This is a genomic window from Amycolatopsis sp. NPDC033938, assembly GCF_055575975.1.
In genome coordinates this window covers 49,725-62,756 of record NZ_JBVIRO010000021.1, presented here as the reverse complement: position 1 = coordinate 62,756, position 13,032 = coordinate 49,725, and the positions used below count along the sequence as shown (strand labels likewise).

At 68.8% G+C, this 13,032-nt stretch carries 10 protein-coding genes and 2 pseudogenes; 6 read left to right on the top strand and 6 right to left on the bottom strand.

Annotated elements, in window-relative coordinates; translation table 11 throughout:
• Positions 1-212 precede the first annotated feature (212 nt).
• Entirely contained in the window at positions 213-1,418 is a 1,206-nt protein-coding gene (gene hemW, locus ACZ5ZX_RS35390) for a radical SAM family heme chaperone HemW (RefSeq protein ID WP_465506401.1), read from the top strand.
• Here the strand turns inward: hemW and ACZ5ZX_RS35385 are convergent.
• From ACZ5ZX_RS35385 to ACZ5ZX_RS35360, 6 genes and pseudogenes are all read right to left on the bottom strand, one after another.
• Positions 1,411-2,103, bottom strand: a complete 693-nt coding sequence (locus ACZ5ZX_RS35385) for a hypothetical protein (RefSeq protein WP_465506333.1) — start codon at positions 2,101-2,103, stop codon at positions 1,411-1,413. The genes hemW and ACZ5ZX_RS35385 overlap by 8 nt on opposite strands.
• Positions 2,100-3,902 carry a carbamoyltransferase family protein gene (locus ACZ5ZX_RS35380; RefSeq protein ID WP_465506332.1) on the bottom strand — a complete coding sequence of 601 codons (1,803 nt, stop codon included), beginning with the start codon at positions 3,900-3,902 and terminating at the stop codon, positions 2,100-2,102. Before ACZ5ZX_RS35380 ends, ACZ5ZX_RS35385 begins: the two co-directional genes overlap by 4 nt.
• A 21-nt stretch (positions 3,903-3,923) precedes the next feature.
• Positions 3,924-5,204, bottom strand: a complete 1,281-nt coding sequence (locus ACZ5ZX_RS35375; RefSeq protein ID WP_465506331.1) for a hypothetical protein — start codon at positions 5,202-5,204, stop codon at positions 3,924-3,926.
• Positions 5,201-5,467 carry a hypothetical protein gene (locus ACZ5ZX_RS35370; protein WP_465506400.1) on the bottom strand — a complete coding sequence of 89 codons (267 nt, stop codon included), beginning with the start codon at positions 5,465-5,467 and terminating at the stop codon, positions 5,201-5,203. The genes ACZ5ZX_RS35375 and ACZ5ZX_RS35370 overlap by 4 nt, the downstream gene beginning before the upstream one ends.
• 51 nt (positions 5,468-5,518) lie before the next feature.
• Positions 5,519-6,097 (bottom strand): annotated as a pseudogene (locus tag ACZ5ZX_RS35365) (ATP-grasp domain-containing protein); the annotation flags it as partial.
• 381 nt (positions 6,098-6,478) lie between these two features.
• Positions 6,479-7,435: pseudogene (locus tag ACZ5ZX_RS35360) on the bottom strand (glycosyltransferase family 2 protein); the annotation flags it as partial.
• A gap of 323 nt (positions 7,436-7,758) precedes the next feature.
• Here ACZ5ZX_RS35360 and ACZ5ZX_RS35355 point away from each other — a divergent pair.
• Genes ACZ5ZX_RS35355 through ACZ5ZX_RS35335 form a run of 5 tightly spaced genes read left to right on the top strand, consistent with a single transcriptional unit; the run spans position 7,759 to position 12,671 of the window.
• Positions 7,759-8,484 carry a hypothetical protein gene (locus ACZ5ZX_RS35355; protein ID WP_465506399.1) on the top strand — a complete coding sequence of 242 codons (726 nt, stop codon included), beginning with the start codon at positions 7,759-7,761 and terminating at the stop codon, positions 8,482-8,484.
• Positions 8,481-9,518, top strand: coding sequence for a GNAT family N-acetyltransferase (locus ACZ5ZX_RS35350; protein WP_465506330.1), 1,038 nt, complete (start codon positions 8,481-8,483; stop codon positions 9,516-9,518). Before ACZ5ZX_RS35355 ends, ACZ5ZX_RS35350 begins: the two co-directional genes overlap by 4 nt.
• The gene (locus ACZ5ZX_RS35345; protein WP_465506329.1) at positions 9,512-10,615 is read left to right on the top strand and encodes a hypothetical protein; all 1,104 of its coding nucleotides are present in this window, start codon (positions 9,512-9,514) and stop codon (positions 10,613-10,615) included. The genes ACZ5ZX_RS35350 and ACZ5ZX_RS35345 overlap by 7 nt, the downstream gene beginning before the upstream one ends.
• Positions 10,612-11,655: a GNAT family N-acetyltransferase gene (locus tag ACZ5ZX_RS35340; RefSeq protein WP_465506328.1), complete on the top strand. Its 1,044-nt coding sequence runs from the start codon at positions 10,612-10,614 to the stop codon at positions 11,653-11,655. The genes ACZ5ZX_RS35345 and ACZ5ZX_RS35340 overlap by 4 nt, the downstream gene beginning before the upstream one ends.
• Positions 11,649-12,671 carry a GNAT family N-acetyltransferase gene (locus ACZ5ZX_RS35335; RefSeq protein ID WP_465506327.1) on the top strand — a complete coding sequence of 341 codons (1,023 nt, stop codon included), beginning with the start codon at positions 11,649-11,651 and terminating at the stop codon, positions 12,669-12,671. Before ACZ5ZX_RS35340 ends, ACZ5ZX_RS35335 begins: the two co-directional genes overlap by 7 nt.
• The last annotated feature ends 361 nt before the right edge of the window (positions 12,672-13,032 follow it).

The window sequence follows — 13,032 nt, the reverse complement described above, 5'->3', positions numbered from 1 at the left end:
GGGCGAGCGGGGAAGATTCCGGACGTTGGACGTCCGGAATCTTCCCCACTCGAGGTGCGCCGGGTTCCGGGGCATGTTCCTGAACCGCACACGGGGAGACCCAGCCGGTAGGTGAACACAGCTCCGCCCTTACGACACTGAGAACCGGGCCACTCACGACCCCGCGGGGAAGGAGGCCTTCACGGCGTGGGGGACACTGGGGTGTGCCCGCACTGTCGCTCGAGAACGCCAAGCCCGTCGAATCCGCGCTCCCCGAGAGCGCGCTGGAAGGGCTCGGCACCCGCCCGTTCGGCGTCTACGTGCACGTCCCGTTCTGCGCCACCCGCTGCGGCTACTGCGACTTCAACACCTACACCGCCGGTGAGCTGGACAGCGATTCGTCGCCGCAGTCCTGGCTCGAAGGCCTCAAGCGCGAGTTCGACCTGGCCGCGCGCGTGCTCGGGAAGCCGCCCGCGGTCGACACCGTCTTCGTCGGCGGCGGTACCCCGTCCCTGCTCGGCGCGGACGGCCTCCGCAGTGTCCTGGACGCCGTCCGCGACACCTTCGGGCTCGCCGACGACGCCGAGGTCACGACGGAGTCCAACCCCGAGTCGACCTCGCCCGAGTTCTTCGCGGGCATCCGTGACGCGGGGTACAACCGGATCTCGCTCGGCATGCAGTCGGCCGCGCAGCACGTTCTGCGGATCCTCGACCGCGTGCACACCGTGGGACGGCCCGTCGCGGCCGCCGAGGAGGCGCGCGCCGCTGGATTCGAGCACGTCAACCTCGACGTCATCTACGGCACGCCGGGGGAGCGGGTCGAAGACCTCCAAGCCTCGCTGGACGCGGTGCTGGCCGCCGGCGTCGACCACGTCTCGGCGTACGCGCTGATCGTCGAGGAGGGCACCGCGCTCGCCCGCCGCATCCGCCGCGGTGAACTGCCCGCCCCGGACGACGACGTCCTCGCCGCCGACTACGAGATGATCGACCGCGTCCTCGCTTCGGCGGGTCTGCGCTGGTACGAGGTGTCCAACTGGGCGACGTCGGAGGAAGCCCGCTGCCGCCACAACATCGGTTACTGGCGCGGCGGCGACTGGTGGGGCGCGGGGCCCGGCGCGCACAGTCATGTCGGCGGCGTCCGCTGGTGGAACGTCAAGCACCCGGCGCGGTACGCCGCCGCGCTGGCCGCCGGGGAGTCACCGGCCGCCGGTCGTGAAGTGCTGACCGACGAGGACCGGCACCTGGAACGCGTGATGCTGGAACTCCGGTTGTCCGAAGGGCTTCCGCTCGACGCCCTCGACGACGACGGCCGGGCCGAAGCCCGGGTCGCCGCCGCCGAGGGGTTGCTGGATCAGTCCGCTTTGGACGGTCAGGAGCGGGCGGTGCTCACCGACCGGGGGCGGCTGCTGGCGGACGGTCTGGTGCGCAGGCTCACCTGAGCCCCAGGGCCCGGTTCACCCATCGGCCGGCGGGCAGCGCCACCACGATCGCCGCCAGCACCAGATGCACCACCATGAACGCGACCGCGGCCGGGACGCTCGGCGGACCGCCGAGGAACACGATCATATGCGACGCCCACTTCAGCTCGGTCGGTTTTGCCCCCGCCGACCAGACGTCGTTGAGCGCCCAGAACGTCAGATCGTTGGCGCCCGAGATCACCACCAGGATCGAGGCGACGCCGGTTTTGAGCACGTTCGCCGTCCGGCCGCCGCCGAGCCGGTAGGCCATCAGTCCGAACAGGACGATGAACGTCACGACGAACAGCTCGAACTGGTACACCGGCTGAAAAGCGTTCTCGTCGGTCGCGGCGTTCCGGGCGAACGCCTGGATCCGCATGACCAGCTCGGTGTCCAAATAGGACATATAGACGAACACCGCGAGGACGATCAGCGCCGGTCCCCATTTGGTGCGCGGGAAGAGCGCCACCGTGACGACGGCGAACACGAACGGGCACAGCTTGAACGCCCAGTCCACGACGTTGTCCAGCGTCTGATCCGGCGGCAGGATCACCATGATCAGCAGGGTGGTGACCACCGCCGGGACGGCGGCCACCAGCCACAGCCACTTGCGCCGCCGGTAGAGCGCGGGAACCCAGCCGGTCGTGTCGGGGAGCGTGGCGGTCACAGGGTCTCCTTCTCCGCCCAGAACGGCCCGAGGGCGAGCGCGTCGACATCGGTCTTCAGATAGCAGGCCACGGCGTCGGCCGGGCTGGCGACGATCGGCTCGTTGTTGTCGTTGAACGAGGTGTTGACCACCATCGGCACCCCGGTGAGCTTCTCGAACTCGCTGATCATCCGGTAGTAGAGCGGATTGTCGGTCCGGCTCACCGTCTGCACGCGGGCCGTCCCGTCGACGTGGGTGATGGCGGGGACCTCGTCGCGTTTGTCCGGCAGGACGTCGAACACCAGCAGCATGACCGGTGACGGGTAGTCGCTGACGAAGTAGTCGCCCGCCCGTTCCGCCAGGCACGACGGCGCGAACGGCCGGAACGCCTCGCGGTGCTTGACCTTCTCGTTCATCCGCGTCTTCGAATCGGGATCGCGCGGATCGGCCACCAGCGAGCGGTTGCCGAGCGCACGCGGCCCGCATTCCATCCGGCCCTGTACCCAGCCGACGATCTTGCCCTCGGCGATCTTCGCGGCCGTGTGCGCGGCGATGTCGTCGACCTTGACGTAGTCGACTCCGGCGTCCTGCAGCGCCAATTCCATCTCCGCCTCGGTGTAGTCCGGGCCGGTGTAGGTGTAGCCGTCGCGGGGCCGCGGCCTGTGATAGGTGCCGACCGAGACCTCCAGCGCGGAGCCGAGCGCGCAGCCGTCGTCGGCCGCCGCGGGCTGGGCGAAGAAGTCCTCGAACGGCGTCTCCAGAAGAAGCCGCCCGTTCATCACGCTGTTGAGCGCGACACCGCCGGCGACGGAGAGCCGCTTCGACCCGGTCTCCCACTGCAGCCAGCGCGCCAGGTGCAGCCCGGTTTCCTCCAAGGTCACCTGCAGCGCGTAGGCGATGTCGCAATAGTGCTGCGGTACCGGGTTTTCCGCGGTGACCCGGGTCTTGGGGCGCGCGGGGCCGAACAGGTCGGTGAATTTCTTCGACATGACGTGTTTGCCGGTGCGGTGGTGCCCGAAGAAGCTCAGGTCGAGTTCGTAACCGCCGTCGTCGTCGAGGTGGATCAGTTGCTTGAACGCGTCCACGTAGGTGTCGTTGCCGAGCGGCGCCAGCCCCATGATCTTGCCTTCGTCCCTGGTCGGGTAGAAGCCGAGATAGCCGGTGACACCGGCGTACATCGCGCCCAGCGAGTGTGGGAACTTGATCCGCCGGATGTCGATGATCCGGTTTCCCTTGCCGTGGCCCAGATAGGTCGCGGTCCCGTCACTGCCGATACCGTCGAAGGTGAGCACCGCCGACTCTTCCCACGGCGAGATGAAGTACGCGCTGGCCGCGTGCGCCTTGTGATGGTCGACCAGATGCGTCTTGAATTTCGTCGGGCCCGTCCACCCCGCGGCTTCTTTCACGTCGCGTTCGAGGGTGAAGGACCGTTTGATGTGCGCCAGTACCGCACCGCCGACGTGATAGTCGTCGACCCCTTTGCCGCCACCGGTTTTGAAGGTCTCCACCAGGCCGGCCGAGGAACCGTCCTCGTCACCGTTGGCGTTGCGGAACACCTCCAGCGTGGCGGGGAAGTACCGCGCGAACACCTTCGCCGCGTGGACGCCCTCGCGCCAGCGCTGCCAGTAGTAGGCGACGTGGTCGACGTCGGCGAGGGTGATTCCGGCGCGGTCGAGACAGAATCTGATGGCGTGCGCGGGAAAGTCGCCGTCGTGCTTCACCCGGGTGAAGCGCTCTTCTTCGGCGAACGCGATGATCTCTCCATCGCGCACGAGCGCGGCCGCCGAATCGTGGACCCTGCTGATACCCAGTACGTACATGTTCCTTCTCCAGTGCGGAATTCAGAGTTCGGGGTGATGGCGGCGCAGCAACCGCCGGAGCACGGTGGCCCGTACACCGATGGCGAAGACGAGGGCGGCGAACCCGCCGACCGGCCCCATCGCCGGGACCAGCGCCGCCGCGGCGAGCGGGGTGGCGAACAATCCGGCGATCGAGGCCGACGCGGTGAGGGTGAGGACCTTGCTGTTGGTGTTCTCGATCAGGAAGCCCGCGTAGAGCCGGACGGCGAACAGCACCGTTTCGGCCAGCACGAAGACACCGAGAACCAGGTAGGCGCCGGTGGTGCCTTCCGACGTCAGCACCGCGCGGGCGGCCGGGATCACCAGCGCGATCCCCACCAGGACGAGGAAGACCAGCGCACCCAGTTCGACCAGCTTCAGCAGTTCCACCGCGCGAGCGCGACCCGCCGCCGCGCCACCGCCCCGCATCCGGCTGGAGATCGCGGGCTGATGCAGCCTCAGCTGATAGAACAGCAGCGAGCAGACCGCGCTGCTCGCCAGCAAGGCGATGTAGAACGGTCCACTGTCGACGGTCCGGCCCGCCAGTGCGAGCACGCCGAACACCGTCGACGTCGCCAGGACGTCGAGCACTTCGGTCATCCCGAGCAGGACGGTGGTCCGGCCGAAGGCGGGCAGGAGCCGGTGCCCGTTCACCCTGCTGGAACGCAGCCACCTCTTCGGCAGCAGCGCGGCGGAGAAGCCGAGGATGAGCAGGATCCCGCCGAGCAGCAGGCCGAGATGGGTCAGCGGTGACCAGCGGACGAACCAGGTGCCCACGGTGACCGCGCCGACCACCAGCGCGCCTGCGGTGAACGCCAGCGCGTCCAAAGTGGACCGGCCGCGGAACCGGTGCAGTCCGGAGACGGTCATCAGGAGCCCGCCGGAGATCGACCATCCCGCGGCCGTCAGGTACAGCGCGGCGTCCGACTCCGGGACGAAGACCAGCGCGACAGCCATCGCCGCCAGCACCACGAGGACAGGCGCGAAAGCGATCCGTACGGCCAAGGCCGCGACGGCGTCCCGGGTCACCCGCAGCCGGGGCAGGCATTTCAGTGCCGACTTCTCCGCCGCGGACGGCACGAAGTTCAGCCACGTCATCAGGCCGAGCGCGGTGGCGAACCGGCCGTAGTCGTGCGCTCCCCACGCGGTGACCAGGACCACGCCCATGGCCTGGATCGCCAGCCGGAAGACGCCCCGGCCGGCGAGGAGCCGGAGCACCATCGACGGCTTCGGCGCCGCGATCGTCGCGGTGCCGGTGCCGCCGGTGAGCGAGGTACCGGTCAAGGGAGCGGCACCGCCATACCCTGCTCGTCGAGCAGGAATTTCAAGGTGCCGCGCAGTTCGTCCTCCGCCGCGAGCACTTCGGGCACGGTCGGCGCCGAAAGCACGGCGTAGCCCATCTTGTACCCGGCCTGCTCGTACGGCTTCACGAAGGAATCCTGTTCCGCGAACAGTTCCAGCGTGTGTACCGAAGGCATCGCCCGGACCTCGTCGGTGCCCTCGATCCGCCGGATCCGGCCGCCGCGGTCGGAGGCGAGGATGTGCACCAGCGTCGGTCGCGGGGCGCGCGGGGAGAGGATGACCTCGTCCCCGGTCGCGGCGGCGATCCCGGCGGCGATCAGATCGACGCCGGTACTGATTTCGATCGCCTCGGCGAGGCCGTTCCCGCCCATCCGGGCGCCCATCTCGATCAGGTAGAACTTCCCGTCGCGGCCGAGGACGGCGTCGAGGGTGAGCGGACCGGTGCGATAGCCGAGTTCGGTGCACAGCGCGGTCAGCATCAGCGGCAGGGCACGGTCGACCACCGATGGCAGCCCCGCCGGCAGGAGATGGGACGCCGTCACGAAGAACGGTGGCGGGGTGAGCGTGCGCCGGGTGACCGCGTGGAACACGATCCGGCCGTCGACCGCGAGTGCTTCGATCGTGTAGTGAGAGCCGTCGAGGTGTTCCTCCACGACGAGCCGCCCCGACGGGGAGAACGCGAGCGACTCGGTGAACGCCGTGGTCAGCCCGCCGGGGCTCGCGCACGAGACCACCCCCCGGCTCCCGGAGGAATCGACCGGTTTCACCAGTGTGGGGAACCGCAGCTGCTGCGCGGCGAGGACGAGGTCCGGCCCCGGTTCGCCGCCGACACTGCGGTAAGTCGGTAAGCGCAACCTGTCGCAGAGTTCGCGGAAGACGGACTTGTCGACGGAAGCGGCGACGGCGGCGTCGGGCAGCGGGTCCGGCAGGTTCCAGTGCCGGGTGAGCCAGGCGAGTGCGGGAAGCCCGACATCGCTGGCCGGGCAGAGCACCCCGGCGATGTCGTCCCGTCCCTCCAGCGCGGCCGCGATCTGTTCCGGCGCGCGGACACTGACCTGGACGAACTCGTCGGCGAGCGCCACCGCGGGCGCGGCCGCGCGGACGTCGACACAGATGGTGCGGAAACCGAGTTCCCGCGCCCGGTGATACGTGCTGACCGAACCGTCGGCCCCGCCCAGTATCACCAGGCTCCGCTGCGCCGCCGTGTCTTCGGTTTTCTTCACTCCCGCTTGCCTTTCCCCAGGATTGATCCCGGCTTCCGCCGAGGTGTAGAGCAGGTCGTCCTCGTCGACCGGGAAATTGGCCTCCCTGATGTAGAACTGCCTCGGTCTCGGCTGACCCGCGCCGACCACGACCAGATAGCGGACGCTCAGCGAAAGCACCGTCAGCACCACGGAGAACAGGGCGAACGTCAGTGCCGAGGTGACGTCGCGGCCGAGCAGGCCGAACACGGTCGCGAGTCCCGCCAGTCCCGCGATCCCCGCGGTCGTCAGCGCGGTCGCCGACGCCGCCGTCGTCAGGCGCCTGGTGAAGCCGACGAAGAGTTCGATGGCGTGCGAGGACAGGAAACCGAAGCCCACTTTGGACTCTCCGCGTTCCCGTGCCCGGTGTGCCACCGGGACGGTCGTGTAGCGGCTGGTCAGCTTCGGCACGGTGGCGAGGAAATACGGGGTGCCAAGGCGGAGGTCGACGATCTTGCGGGCCAGTTCGGTGCGGACCAGGCGGAAGGCCGTCGCGCCCGGTGGGATCTCGATGCGCAGCACGCGGCGGCCGAGGAAATGGAAGGCCGCGGTGCCCCAGCGGCGCAGCAAGGGATCTTGCCGGTTGGTGCGCACGCCGAAGACGGCGTCGTTCCCTTCCTCCGCCGCGGCGATCAATTTCCGCGCTTCGGAAGCCGGGAACTGCTGATCGGCGTCGATGTGCAGGAGCCACGGCTTACCCGCGTATCGATATCCCGCGGAAAAGGCCGCTTCGAACCCGAAATTGCGGGTGAAGGACACATAGCGCACCCGGGGGTCGGTCTGTGCGAGAGCCCGGATGACGTCCAGTGTCCCGTCCGTACTCCCATCGTCCACATAGATCAGTTCGAGTGGGTGATTCCCCAACTCGGCGACTATCTCCCGGTAGGAGGGCTCGACGTTGTCGACTTCGTTGAAGCACGGAACGACTACGGTGAGTCCGCTTTGGGTGGGACCAGGGACCGACCGGCTCATCTGTCGATCCTCTGCGGTGAGTGCGCTATTGTGTTCACAGCGTCACTTGTGGTGAGTTCACGGTTCATGCGTCCCCTTGGCCCCAGGCGACCGGCAGATCATGCCGGCTCGAAAGTTCCCGGTGTTATAGGCAGACTCGCTTTGTTCTCGCCAGGGAGTCCGGAAAGTTCCTCCTTTCAGCTCAGTCGAAAAGGAGGGAATTCCGCTGCGAGTCGGACGAACCACGCATGATCTGTTCCCAATCCGGCCCCGATGACGCATGATTCCGCGCCATGTGGGAGTTGGGGGTGAACGCTGCCTGGCGGGCGGCCTATCGGCGTTCCGTGCGGTCGGCCTTCGCGACGGTGCCGTTCTACCGCGAGCGCTGGGCGCTCGACGGCAGAACGGATCCGGTGCTGGTGCCCGGCCGCACCGGGACGGATTCCGGTGCGGCGCCGCTGGCCGAGGCGGTGCACAAGGTCATCGATCTCGTGCCGCTCGCCGGTGGCACGCAACGGATCGAGCCGAACCGGGGCCTGGGTCCCGTGCTGCGCAAGGCACGTTCGGTGACCGGAGACGCACTGGTCGTCGTGCTCGGTGACGACCGGGCGGGGCCGCCGGTGGACCTGCCACGCGGAGTCCGTTGCTGTGTGGTGGATCCCGATGTCCCGGCGCCGGGCGTACTCGCGGAACTGTCCGCCGCACTGCGCCGCGGACAACGTGTGCTCGCGATCGGTGACGACAAGCAACTGGCCGTCTTCGCCGGAGCGCTTCCTGAAGACCGTGCGTACCGGGTCGAATCCGTACCGCGACGGGAACTGGACACAATGGACACCGGCCCGTACGGCGTGCTCCACGATCCGGCACTGGGTTACCTGGGCGCGATCGAAGAATGCGGTCGCTGGCACCTCGACTGGCCCCGCGTCTACGCGCGGTCCACGACGGGCGGTCTCGCGTTCACCCTGCTGCGTCAGGATTCCCCGCGATTCGTGGACGTGCTGCCGTCGGGCGGCGTCCGTGGCGAGATCGCGCCGTGCCCGCGACACGGCACCCCGGTCGTGCTCACGTGAAGATCGGCTTCCACGATCCCCGTACCGATCCCGTTCCCGTCGGCTGGCCGGAGTTCTTCCACGCCGCGCGCCTGCATCCGGTGTGGGACTACGAGGTGATGGGTCTCGACGCCTGGACCGCGCGGAATCCGCCGATACTGGCCACCGTTACGGACGGTACCGGGATCGTCGCGGCGTTTTCGGTGCTGGTGTGCCGTCCACGGCTGCGATACCGCTTCGCACCGACGCCGGGGCACCGGTTACTGCGCCCGTTCTGGGCCGAGGTCTGCCAACCGTGGCTGAGCGGCTACCCGGGGTTCGCGTTCGCGCCCGGGGTCGGTGGCGCCGAACGCCGTCCCTTGATCCGGGACTTCGAACGGTCACTGCGCCGCCGCCTCGGTCCGGGCCTGCTCGGCGTCCTGTACCGGGCGTTGGGGCGCGACTTCGCGGAGAACCTTCAGGGCCCAGGACGGCTGGTCAAGGTGGTCGATTCGGTCGCGGTGCTGGAAAACCGCTTCGCTTCCGAAGAAGAATGGATCGCGTCGCTGCCCAAATCGCGACGGGGTGGACTGCGACGGCAGCGCCGGAAGCTGGCCGCGGATCCCGATGTGGTGGTCGAGGGCGGTGCGGGCCGGGAAGACGTCGACAGCGCCGAGGTCGCGACCCTCATCCAGGGGCATCGTGAACGGCACGGGAAGCTCCCGTTCGACACCAGGACACCGCCGTCCGCGGCGTTCCTGCACCGGTTCCTCCGGCGGCCGGACGTGCACACGCTGACCTACACCGGCGCCGACGGCAGGCTGCTCGCGGTGAACACCCTGCTCGATCATCCGGACAGTCCGGCGAAACAGCATTGGGGCACCTTGCCGGTGGACGAAGGCGGACGGCAGGGACTGCTGTTCGACTCCTACATCCACGCGATGCGTTACGCCACCCGGCGCGGGGTCAAGGAACTCACCGCCGGGCGTGGACTGCCCGAACTCAAGGCCACGCTGGGCTTCCGGGCGCGCCCGGTGTACTCCGCGGCCGTGCCGAGACCGGTACTGGGATGGTGACGATGAAGGTGACGGAACGGAGCACCGCCTTCGAGGTCGAGGTGGTCGATCCGAGGAGCGCTGCCGAACCCGCGGGCTGGCGGGAATTCCTGCACCGCGCGAGGTTGTCGCCGGTCTGGGAGTACGAGGTCCTGCGCCGGGAAGCCTGGCTGGCGAAGAACCCGGCGGTACTCGCGGTGCTCCGCAGGGGTGAGCAGGTCGTCGGCGCGGTCACCGTGATGGTGTGCCGGAGCTGGCGGGCGGACGACTTCGCGCCCCTGTCCGTCCTCGGTGGACGATTCCGCCCGCGCTGGGCGGAGGCCTACCTCTGGCAGCTCAGCGGCTATCCCGCGGTGGTGCTCGACGAGCGGCTGGACGAGACCGAGCGGCGGGAAGTGGTCCGCCGGTTCGAACGGGCACTGTGCGCGCACCTCGGCCCCGGGTTGCTGGGCCTCATCTACCGTGCGATGACCCCGGAACTTCTCCCCGCGCTGGACGGCCGCGGCCGGATTTCCCGGGAGATCGACCCGATCGCCGTTCTGTCCAATGACTATTCCACTGTGGACGACTGGGAACGGACGCTCGGCGACGAGACCCGGAAGACGCTGCGCGACCTGCGCGAGGACGGGGACCTGCACACCGAGGCGGCCTCCGCCCGCCAGGACCTGGACTGCCACGAACTCGCCGTGCTGCTCAACGCCCACCGCGCCAGGCAGGATGAACGGGCGTGGGCCGAGGGGCAGCGGTCGCGGTTCGGCGGGCTGCACATGGACACCCGGAGCCCGATCGCACCGTCCTATCTGGACGCACTCGTGCGCCGCCCGGACGTCGTCACCCGGACCTACCGGGACGGAGCCGGGCGGCTGCTGGGATTCGGCACGTTGATCGACGCGTACGGCGAATGCGTGCTGCACCAGTGGGCCGCGCTTCCGCGTGCGGGCGGTGGCCGCGTAGGGCTCTATGTCGACTTCTACGCCAGGGGAGTGGAGTACATGGTCACGCACGGGCGCCGCGAACTGACCGCCGGCCGGGCGATGCTGGCGAACAAGACCGCACTCGGCTTCGGCACCAGGTCCCTGGTCTCGGTCGCCGTGCCGAGACCGGTGCTGGGCCGATGACCTGGGAAGTGCGGGTGCTCGACCCGCGAACCGATCCCGAACCCGAAGGCTGGGCCGCGTTCCTCGCCGTCCAGCAGGCGCCGGTCCCGTGGGACTATGGGTTGCTGCGGGTGGAATCGCGGTTTTCCCGCAGTCCCAACGTCCTCACCGTGATCAGCGACGGGGGCGAGATCGTCGCCGCGGTACTGGCGATGCAGTGTTCCCCGCCGGCGTCGGAGCGGCCTGGCGCGGTGCGCGGCGCGGCGCGGTGGGGACCGCGCTGGGTCGAAGTGCAGCACGCGTGGCTTTCCGGATATCCGCCGTGGTTGTTCGCCGACGGGGTCGGCGCCGCCGACCGGCGGGAGATCATGCGCCGATTCGAACGGGCCGTCTGCCGGTTCACCGGGCCCGGCTGCCTCGGGGTCGTGTACCGCACTGTGGAGCCGGAATCGCTCGACATGCTGTCCGGACGGGGCAGGAAGGTGCTCGACACGATGCCGACATCGGTGCTGGAGAACCGGTTCGTCGACGTCGAAGGATGGCTGGCGTCCCTGCGCCGGAGCAGGCGGCTGAGCCTGCGCGGTCAGGCGAAGAAGGTCGCCGCCGATCCGGACGTGCTCGTCCGGGGCGAGGCCGCCCGCACCGACCTCGACCCACGGGAACTGGCCACGCTGCTGCGGAAACACCGTGAACGGATGGGCCCGGTGAAGTTCGACCGGCGAGGTCCGGTCACCGCCGAATACCTCGCCGAACTCGTGCGCAGGCCGGACGTGATCACCTCGACCTACCACGACGCCGACGGCAAGCTGCTCGCGTTCGGCATCGTGCTCGATCACCCGGTGGCCCCCTGCCACCAACATTGGGCCGCGGTGGCGCCGGAGGAGGGACGGCCGAAGCATCTCTACTTCGACGCCGTCGTCCGGAATGTGCGCTACATGATCGAGGGCAACCGGAAGTCCCTGTCGATGGGGCGGGGGCTGACCGAGCTGAAGGCCACGCTCGGTTTCCGGCCGGTCCGGCTGCTCGGGGTCGTCGCGCCGAGGCCGGTGACCCGATGGTGATCGAGGTGCTCGACCCCCGGCGCGATCCGGAGCCCGCGTACTGGAAGACGTTGCGGGCCAAAGCCGGTCTGCGGGCGGACTGGAGCTGGGAGGTGCTCACCACCCAGGCGTGGGCGGCGCGTACCGCGCAGCCCGTCACGGTACTCATCGAAGACGGGGAACCGCGTGGCGTGGTCAGTTCCGCGTGGGTCACCGGACTGACGCGGCGGCACCGGTTCGCCCGCCCGACCGGACGCGGACGGCTCGGCGGGCTCGACGTCCGCGCCCCCGGTTCGGGTGCGATGCCGGGCTGGTGGTTCGACAGTGAGGACGACGATGGCGGCGTCGGCAGGCTGCTGGACACCTTCGTCCCGGCCATGCGCTCCGAGCTGGGCCTGGGACTGCGAGCACTGCTGGTCCGGCAGATCGGCGAGTCCGGAGTGGACAGTGTCCGCGGCGGGCTGAAGATGGTGCGCCGGACCGAGGACGTCGCCGTGCTCGACGTCACGAGGTTCTCTGACCGGGACGACTGGGTGAACTCGCTGGCCAAGAAACGGAAGTACAACCTGCGCAAGATCTTCCGCACCTTCGAGGCCGATCCTTCGATCGAGGCGCGGGTCGTGCCCGGCGTCGACGCCGATCCGGTCGAGATCGCGGAACTGTTGCGGCACAACGAAGCCAAACACCACGATGTGCCGATCGTGCCGCTCCCGGCGTTCGTCGGCTACTGGAGCGCCCTGCTGCGGCAGCCCGACGTGACCCTCATCTGCTACCACGACACCGCCACGGGCCGGGTGGTCGCCATGACGACCCTTCTCGATCACCCCACCCTGCCGATCGTCCGCAACTGGGCCGCGCTGCCGCCGGAGCTGGGCGGACGCACCAACCTGTATTTCCATTTCTACGGCGAAGTGGTACGCTGGGCGTTGGAGACCGGGCGGCCACAGGTGATGTTCGGCAAGAAGATGTCCGAGACGAAGGCGTCACTGGGGGCGCATCTCGTGCCGCAGTACGCGGCCGCGGTCGCGCTGCTCTGACCTGAGCCGGAGGCGTCACTCGCGTGCTTATTGAGGGGTAACTCAAATGTGGCGTGTCCTGAAGGCCCCCGTTGAGACGTTGAAGGTCTCAAAGGGGTCCTTCAGGACATCACGCTTCGACGCTGGGGCCGCGGTGTTCGGGCCTGTCGCGAAGGCCCCTTTGAGGGGCTCGCATTTGCTTACTCACTGGTGTGGAGCTTTGTGCGGGTCGCCGGTCCACCGGTAGTGATCAAGGGGCGAGCCGGGCGACGATGCCCGCGGAGCTACCCTCGTCCAGGTCAGGCGTAGGTGCACAAATGCGGGTTCTCCTTCGGGACATGTGGTGTCCCGAAAGGGGCTTTCGCGTCTCTGGAAAGTGTCT

Bases quoted from the DNA above. Each gene is read 5' to 3' on its own strand.
- ACZ5ZX_RS35380 (WP_465506332.1), bottom strand. From the start codon at position 3,902: ATGTACGTACTGGGTATCAGCAGGGTCCACGATTCGGCGGCCGCGCTC.
- ACZ5ZX_RS35345 (WP_465506329.1), top strand. From the start codon at position 9,512: ATGGTGACGATGAAGGTGACGGAACGGAGCACCGCCTTCGAGGTCGAG.
- ACZ5ZX_RS35340 (WP_465506328.1), top strand. From the start codon at position 10,612: ATGACCTGGGAAGTGCGGGTGCTCGACCCGCGAACCGATCCCGAACCC.
- ACZ5ZX_RS35335 (WP_465506327.1), top strand. From the start codon at position 11,649: ATGGTGATCGAGGTGCTCGACCCCCGGCGCGATCCGGAGCCCGCGTAC.